Annotated in this window: 7 protein-coding genes; 2 read left to right on the top strand and 5 right to left on the bottom strand. The window is 55.3% G+C overall.

The features are described from left to right. Positions 1 to 492: 492 nt before the first annotated feature. Positions 493 to 2,082: a bifunctional phosphoribosylaminoimidazolecarboxamide formyltransferase/IMP cyclohydrolase gene (gene purH, locus WFL93_RS23800; RefSeq protein WP_336779185.1), complete on the top strand. Its 1,590-nt coding sequence runs from the start codon at positions 493 to 495 to the stop codon at positions 2,080 to 2,082. An 18-nt stretch (positions 2,083 to 2,100) separates the two neighbouring features. Next, a complete protein-coding gene (gene purD / locus WFL93_RS23795; protein WP_336779184.1) occupies positions 2,101 to 3,381 on the top strand; it encodes a phosphoribosylamine--glycine ligase in 1,281 nt (426 codons plus the stop codon). Between the two features lie 44 nt (positions 3,382 to 3,425). On the opposite strand, the gene WFL93_RS23790 is transcribed toward purD, so the two are convergent. The 5 genes from WFL93_RS23790 to hemE form a co-directional block, all read right to left on the bottom strand. After that, positions 3,426 to 4,091 (bottom strand): DUF1481 domain-containing protein, encoded by a 666-nt coding sequence (locus WFL93_RS23790; protein ID WP_336779183.1) that lies wholly within the window; start codon positions 4,089 to 4,091, stop codon positions 3,426 to 3,428. 68 nt (positions 4,092 to 4,159) lie between these two features. Next, positions 4,160 to 4,432: a nucleoid-associated protein HU-alpha gene (gene hupA, locus WFL93_RS23785; protein ID WP_007886275.1), complete on the bottom strand. Its 273-nt coding sequence runs from the start codon at positions 4,430 to 4,432 to the stop codon at positions 4,160 to 4,162. 188 nt (positions 4,433 to 4,620) lie between these two features. Continuing rightward, complete coding sequence (locus tag WFL93_RS23780) at positions 4,621 to 5,211, bottom strand: YjaG family protein (RefSeq protein ID WP_180822843.1); 591 nt, start codon at positions 5,209 to 5,211, stop codon at positions 4,621 to 4,623. A 62-nt stretch (positions 5,212 to 5,273) separates the two neighbouring features. Continuing rightward, a complete protein-coding gene (gene nfi / locus WFL93_RS23775; RefSeq protein ID WP_336779182.1) occupies positions 5,274 to 5,942 on the bottom strand; it encodes a deoxyribonuclease V in 669 nt (222 codons plus the stop codon). Between the two features lie 2 nt (positions 5,943 to 5,944). Further along, the gene (gene hemE, locus WFL93_RS23770) at positions 5,945 to 7,012 is read right to left on the bottom strand and encodes a uroporphyrinogen decarboxylase (RefSeq protein ID WP_049853483.1); all 1,068 of its coding nucleotides are present in this window, start codon (positions 7,010 to 7,012) and stop codon (positions 5,945 to 5,947) included. Positions 7,013 to 7,038: the final 26 nt, after the last annotated feature.

Here is a 7,038-nt window from a genome sequence, read left to right as displayed (position 1 = left end):
CAGATTGTCTGATAAATTGTTAAAGAGCGTTGCGAACAGCGGGTTAACCGCCTGTCGCGAGGTGGCGTATATTACGCTTTCCTCCTTCAGAGTCAAACACTTTTTTCAGCGTTTTCATCCGGCGGAAGTTCTTTCGAAGCTTCCTCACCAACACCACATTTCGTAAGCCGTTGTGCCGTGTTGATGGATGCGCATTATAGGGAGTTGTTCTCAGCACGCAACCGCTAAATTCAATAAAAACAACCGTTCGCTGCATTCCACAGCAAAACCCCGCCTTATACGCAGTTACGCACATAGTTATCCACACACAAGTGCACAAATGAATTTAGGCGAGCATCACGCAAACGTTTTCGCTACAATGCCCGGCGACGTCAAGGATGCCCCTTTTGGGGCGTTACATGAGGCAAGTGCTTCCTTCTATATAGAAGAAAGACACTAAGCTTGATGTAACGCTCTTTTTTACGCGAAACAAAGCCAAGGGATAAAACCACCATGCAACAACGTCGTCCTGTACGCCGCGCTCTGCTCAGTGTCTCTGATAAAGCCGGTATCCTCGAATTTGCTCAGGCACTCTCCAGTCGTGGTGTTGAGCTGCTCTCCACAGGCGGTACTGCACGTCTGCTGGCAGATGCGGGCCTGCCCGTCACCGAAGTTTCTGACTACACCGGTTTCCCGGAAATGATGGATGGACGCGTCAAAACGCTGCACCCGAAAGTGCACGGTGGCATTTTAGGCCGTCGCGGCCAGGATGATGCGATCATGGCACAACACGCCATCAACCCTATCGACATGGTGGTTGTGAACCTTTATCCCTTCGCCCAAACCGTTGCCAAACCTGATTGCTCGTTAGCTGACGCAGTAGAGAACATCGATATTGGTGGTCCAACTATGGTTCGCTCCGCAGCCAAGAACCATAAAGACGTCGCGATTGTGGTGAAGAGCAGCGATTACGAGGCGATCATTGCCGAGCTGGATGGTAATGAAAACTCACTTACGCTGGAAACGCGTTTCGATCTGGCCATAAAAGCCTTCGAACACACTGCCGCCTACGACAGCATGATTGCCAACTACTTCGGTAGCCTGGTTCCGGCTTATCACGGCGACAGCAAAGAACCTGCCGGCCGCTTCCCACGTACGCTGAATCTCAACTTCATCAAGAAGCAGGATATGCGTTACGGCGAGAACAGCCATCAGGATGCTGCCTTCTATATAGAAGAGAATGTGGCGGAAGCTTCCGTTGCTACTGCGCAGCAGGTTCAGGGTAAAGCGCTCTCCTACAACAATATCGCCGATACCGATGCTGCACTTGAGTGCGTGAAAGAGTTTGACGAAGCGGCGTGTGTCATCGTCAAACACGCCAACCCATGTGGTGTCGCGGTTGGCGGTTCGATTCTCGACGCTTACGAACGTGCCTACAAAACTGACCCGACTTCCGCGTTCGGCGGCATCATTGCCTTCAACCGCGAACTCGACGAAGCTACCGCGCAGGCCATCATCAGCCGCCAGTTTGTGGAAGTGATCATTGCTCCGTCCGCCAGTGAAGCGGCATTGAAAGTGACCGCCGCTAAACAGAACGTGCGCGTTCTGGTATGCGGCCAGTGGCAAGGCCGCGTTGCGGCGCTGGATTTCAAACGCGTAAACGGTGGCGTGCTGGTGCAGGATCGTGATTTAGGTATGGTGGAAGCCAGCCAACTGCGCGTTGTTAGCAAGCGCCAGCCAACTGAGCAGGAACTGCGTGATGCGCTGTTCTGCTGGAAAGTGGCGAAATTCGTTAAATCCAATGCCATTGTTTATGCACGCGATAATATGACTATCGGCATTGGCGCCGGTCAGATGAGCCGTGTCTATTCAGCCAAAATCGCTGGCATTAAAGCGGGTGATGAAGGCCTGGAAGTGAAAGGTTCGGCGATGGCGTCTGACGCATTCTTCCCGTTCCGTGACGGTATCGACGCCGCAGCGGCGGTCGGCATCAGCTGTGTGATTCAACCGGGTGGTTCAATCCGTGATGATGAAGTGATTGCCGCAGCTGATGAGCACGGTATCGCGATGATCTTCACCGACATGCGTCATTTCCGCCATTAATTGTTGGGAGCAGTACAGATGAAAATTTTAGTGATTGGTAACGGCGGACGTGAACACGCGCTTGCGTGGAAAGCAGCACAGTCGCCGCTGGCGGAAACCGTGTTTGTCGCACCAGGCAATGCCGGCACCGCACTCGAGCCAGCGCTGCAAAACGTGGCCATCAGCGCTACCGACGTTCCCGCACTGTTAGCTTTTGCGCAGCAGGAAAAGATCGATCTGACTATCGTCGGTCCGGAAGCGCCGCTGGTCATTGGCGTGGTTGACGCATTCCGTGCCGCAGGTCTGAAGATCTTTGGCCCAACGCAGGCCGCTGCTCAGCTGGAAGGCTCAAAGGCCTTCACCAAAGATTTCCTCGCGCGTCAGCAGATCCCAACCGCCGAGTACCAGAACTTCACCGAAGTGGAACCTGCGCTGGCGTATCTGCGTGAGAAAGACGCACCGATCGTCATCAAAGCTGACGGTCTGGCTGCAGGTAAAGGCGTGATCGTGGCGATGGAACTGGCTGAAGCAGAAGCCGCAGTGCAAGACATGTTGGCCGGCAATGCGTTCGGCGATGCAGGTCACCGCATTGTGATTGAAGAGTTCCTTGATGGCGAAGAAGCCAGCTTTATCGTCATGGTTGACGGCAACAATGTGCTGCCGATGGCCACCAGCCAGGATCACAAACGTGTCGGCGATGGCGATACCGGCCCAAATACCGGTGGCATGGGCGCTTATTCTCCGGCACCCGTGGTAACCGATGAGATCCACCAGCGCGTGATGGATCAGATCATCTGGCCAACCGTTAACGGCATGAAGGCAGAAGGCAACATTTATACCGGTTTCCTGTATGCCGGTTTGATGATCGATAAAGCCGGCCAGCCAAAAGTGATCGAATTCAACTGCCGCTTTGGCGATCCAGAAACCCAACCGATCATGCTGCGTCTGCAGTCGGATCTGGTTGAGCTGTGCCTGGCAGCTACCGACGGCAAACTGGATCAGCAAACCTCACAGTGGGATCCGCGTCCATCACTGGGCGTGGTATTAGCGGCGGGCGGCTATCCGGGCGATTACCGCACCGGCGATCAGATTCACGGTCTGCCGCTGGAAGAAGTGCCGGACGGCAAAGTCTTCCATGCCGGTACCACTATGAAAGACGATTTGGTGGTCACCAACGGTGGCCGTGTGCTGTGCGTAACCGCGCTGGGCGACGATGTCGCTGCTGCGCAGCAGAATGCTTATGCACTGGCGCAACATATCTCGTGGGATGGCAGCTTCTGTCGCCGCGATATCGGTTACCGCGCAATTAACCGCAAATAAATACGCGAAGGGGCAGTGCACGTGCCCCTTCTGTTATTCACCCGTCAGAAATCGCTCTCTTGCGGCTGCCAGCTACATTCGTCATCCGGCGTCGTGCGTAGTAACTGCACCCCTTCCGGCGCTTCCAGCCACGACACCATTAATGGCGCGGCATGGCCTTGCTGCTGGCGCGCGAGCGCATACAGCGTGTCGCGATCAAAGGCCGCGTTCACCACTTTATCGTCGCATTCTCGCACCTGATTATCACCCAGCCAATGGCCCTGCCGTAGCAATACCCGCCCTTCCAGCAAGGCATTACTTTGGTCCAACATGCGCTGCGCATCGAAGCGATACAACTCTACGCTATCGGCACTGACCGCTTCACGTCGACCAGCCAGCTGGCGCTGCATGAAATTGAGATTGCCTTGATGATCGAAGCGTAAGGTCACGTCGTCCGGCTGTGCGCCAGCGACACGCCGCTCTACGCTAATCAGCTTCTGCTGCTGCCAGTTGTAATCGGTGGTCTCCATCGCATCACCATTGAACGGCGTAAAGACGGTTCGGAGATGGACAGCCTCATGGTCACTATTCTTGCGCCAGATGCGCACGGTGCCGCGATCGGCCAGATAGCCGCTCGCCGTAAAGGCAGGAAGATCGGGAGTGGAGCTACAGCCCGTAAGCAGCGCACCAAATAACAGGGCGCAGACGCGCTGAGAAATTGGATTCAGCATGGCAGGTCCCGGCAACAAAAAGGGGCGCTAACGCCCCCTCTTTTAAAGCTAAACCGCAATGCGGAAACTTACTTAACAGCGTCTTTCAGAGCTTTGCCTGAAACGAACGCAGGTACGTTTGCCGCAGCGATTTTGATCTCTTTGCCAGTCTGCGGGTTGCGACCGGTACGCTCAGCGCGGTGGTTCACTTTAAAAGTACCAAAACCAACCAGTTGTACAGCATCACCTTCTTTCAGAGACTCAGTGATCGCAGCCAGGGTAGATTCCAGCGCAGTCTTAGCCTGGGTTTTAGACAGGTCAGCTTTCTCTGCGATCACATCAATCAGTTGAGTCTTGTTCATAAGTTATCCTTAAAGTGTATTTATCGCTTGCTAAGCAACGAGTGCGAGGGAAAAGCCATTCTCAGGCCTTGTTCAGCCGGCACGCACCGATAGCCACAATTTTCAGCCCCCCAAATGTAGACCAGACAGGGGGCCGATGTGAAGCCTCCAGGCGCGGTAATTCGGGCCTGAAGTCACGTTTTCTTGCCTTATTGCTGAAAAAGTATACCGATGTTACTGATTCCCGCTTCGCGCAGGTCTGCACGCAGACCTTTAATCAATTCCAGGTCGCGTTCCTCGCACTCTGACAGCAGGCGGAAAATCTCCCACTGCAGGTCCCATTCATCGATGACAGCCTGATTTTCACGCAGCTCTTCGTCGGTCATTTCGCGACCGGCCTGGGTCATTTCCAGAATCGCCACGGTGGTGATCGAAGTGCGGCTGACTTCAACCGCGTGCTCCAGCGTTTCACCGCTGAGCTGCGCATGCAGTAATTCACTTAATGCCACGCACGCATCGATTGCCGGGTGCACGCCGTAAACGTCAAAATCGTCACCGTCAGGGATCGCGCCTTCAAATTTCTCCAGCTGACCGTCGAAATTGATTTTGGCGTCTTTGACCGTCAGGCTTTCCCAGATCAGATCAAGGATACGGCGATAGAGTTGCGGATCGGCGAATTCGGTCTGCTGGCAGAAAGCCCAATAGTTGGGGAACATGCGCTCGCAGAGACAGGCCATGAAAGTCATATGCTGCCAGCTTTCCAGCTTCGCCAGACGCAAATGGACGGGGTTCTGTAACATCAAACTTACTCTCAATAGGTTAGCTGGCGGCAGTGTACCGCAAAAGCCGGGTGCAAACAGCGTTAACGCGCATTTTGCCAACGCAGGAAAGCCGGGCGTCCCGAGGCGACAGCATCCGCCCAGCGCGTCGGTTCCGGCAGGCGATAGCCCGCGGTACAGACTTCCACCCAATGCAAAGCGCTGTCGAGGCTAACGCGATGGCCGGTGGAGATAAACAACGGATTACAGCGCGCTTTACTGCGCCACACCCAGCCAATCTGCTCACCTTTGTCGATCAACGGCTGACGGCTGCCTGGCTCGGCATCCAGTTCGGCAAAACGTCCGCACAGACGCTTCTTCGCTACGCCAATGGTTGGCACATCCACCAGCGAACCGAAATGCGCCGCCACGCCAAGCCGACGTGGATGGGAAATACCATGACCATCAACAAACAGCAGATCGGGCCGCTGCGAGAGCTGCTGCCATGCTTCCAGCAGCGCCGGCATTTCGCGAAAGGATAAGAAGCCCGGAATATACGGCATGGTGGTAGCAATGCGTGCAATGCGATGTTCCACCAGCGTTAAAGAAGGATACTCAAGGATCACCAGGGCGGCGCGCGTAATCTCGCCACCCTGCTCAAAACCAACGTCGGCGCCACCAATAAAGCGTGGCGGCAGCACGTCAAAATCATCCTGCCGCACCACATCAGCAGCGCGTTGTAACTGTTCCTGGCGAAGGGCGGCTAAATCCACGATTAACCCTGATGATAAGGACGTGACAGACGATGTACCGCTTCCACAAACGCACCAGCATGTTCTGGCGGCACGTCAGGATGGATCCCGTGACCCAGGTTAAACACATGGCCTTCACCCGTGCCAAACCCTTCAAGGATCCCTGCCACTTCCTGCTCGATACGCGCTGGCGGTGCATACAGCATGGAGGGATCCATGTTGCCCTGCAGTGCCACTTTATCGCCCACGCGACGACGCGCATCAGCAATATCGGTTGTCCAGTCCAGTCCCAGCGCATCACAGCCGGTTGCGGCGATCGCTTCCAACCACTGGCCGCCACCTTTGGTGAACAGCGTAATCGGTACGCGGCGACCTTCGTTCTCGTGCAGCACGCTATCAACGATTTTGTGCATGTAGTACAGCGAGAATTCACGATAATCGCGCCCGGTCAGCACGCCGCCCCAGGTATCGAAGACCATGATTGACTGCGCGCCCGCTTTAATCTGCGCATTGAGGTAGAGAATGACGCTGTCCGCCAGCTTATCCAGCAGCAGGTGGAGAGTTTGCGGCTCGGCGTACATCATCTTTTTAATTTTCGTGAAGGCTTTACTGCTGCCGCCTTCCACCATGTAGGTCGCCAGCGTCCACGGACTGCCTGAGAAGCCAATCAGCGGCACTTCGCCCTTAAGGTTGTGACGAATAGTCCGCACCGCGTTCATCACATAGCCGAGCTCTTGCTCGGGATCCGGTACCGGCAGCTTGTCGACATCCGCGCGGCAGGTGATCGGATTGGAGAAACGCGGGCCTTCGCCGGTTTCAAAGTAGAGCCCAAGTCCCATTGCATCCGGAATGGTGAGGATATCGCTGAAGAGGATCGCCGCGTCCAGCGCATAGCGACGCAGCGGCTGCAGCGTAACTTCACATGCCAGCTCGGCATTCTTACACAGCGACATAAAATCACCGGCTTCAGCGCGCGTGGCTTTGTACTCCGGCAAATAACGCCCGGCTTGTCGCATCATCCATACCGGCGTGACATCTACCGGTTGACGTAACAGGGCGCGCAGATAACGATCGTTCTTCAGTTCACTCATAATGGGCTCTCTCATGCTAAGGCCGG

The sequence above is a fragment of the Pantoea sp. USHLN256 genome (genome assembly GCF_037149875.1).
Lineage (GTDB): Bacteria > Pseudomonadota > Gammaproteobacteria > Enterobacterales > Enterobacteriaceae > Pantoea > Pantoea nemavictus.
The sequence above is the reverse complement of the archived record's forward strand: the minus strand, read 5'-3'. Positions and strand labels throughout refer to the sequence as shown.

Bases quoted from the DNA above. Each gene is read 5' to 3' on its own strand.
- purH (WP_336779185.1), top strand. From the start codon at position 493: ATGCAACAACGTCGTCCTGTACGCCGCGCTCTGCTCAGTGTCTCTGAT.
- WFL93_RS23780 (WP_180822843.1), bottom strand. From the start codon at position 5,211: ATGTTACAGAACCCCGTCCATTTGCGTCTGGCGAAGCTGGAAAGCTGG.
- hemE (WP_049853483.1), bottom strand. From the start codon at position 7,012: ATGAGTGAACTGAAGAACGATCGTTATCTGCGCGCCCTGTTACGTCAA.
- hupA (WP_007886275.1), bottom strand. From the start codon at position 4,432: ATGAACAAGACTCAACTGATTGATGTGATCGCAGAGAAAGCTGACCTG.
- purD (WP_336779184.1), top strand. From the start codon at position 2,101: ATGAAAATTTTAGTGATTGGTAACGGCGGACGTGAACACGCGCTTGCG.
- WFL93_RS23790 (WP_336779183.1), bottom strand. From the start codon at position 4,091: ATGCTGAATCCAATTTCTCAGCGCGTCTGCGCCCTGTTATTTGGTGCG.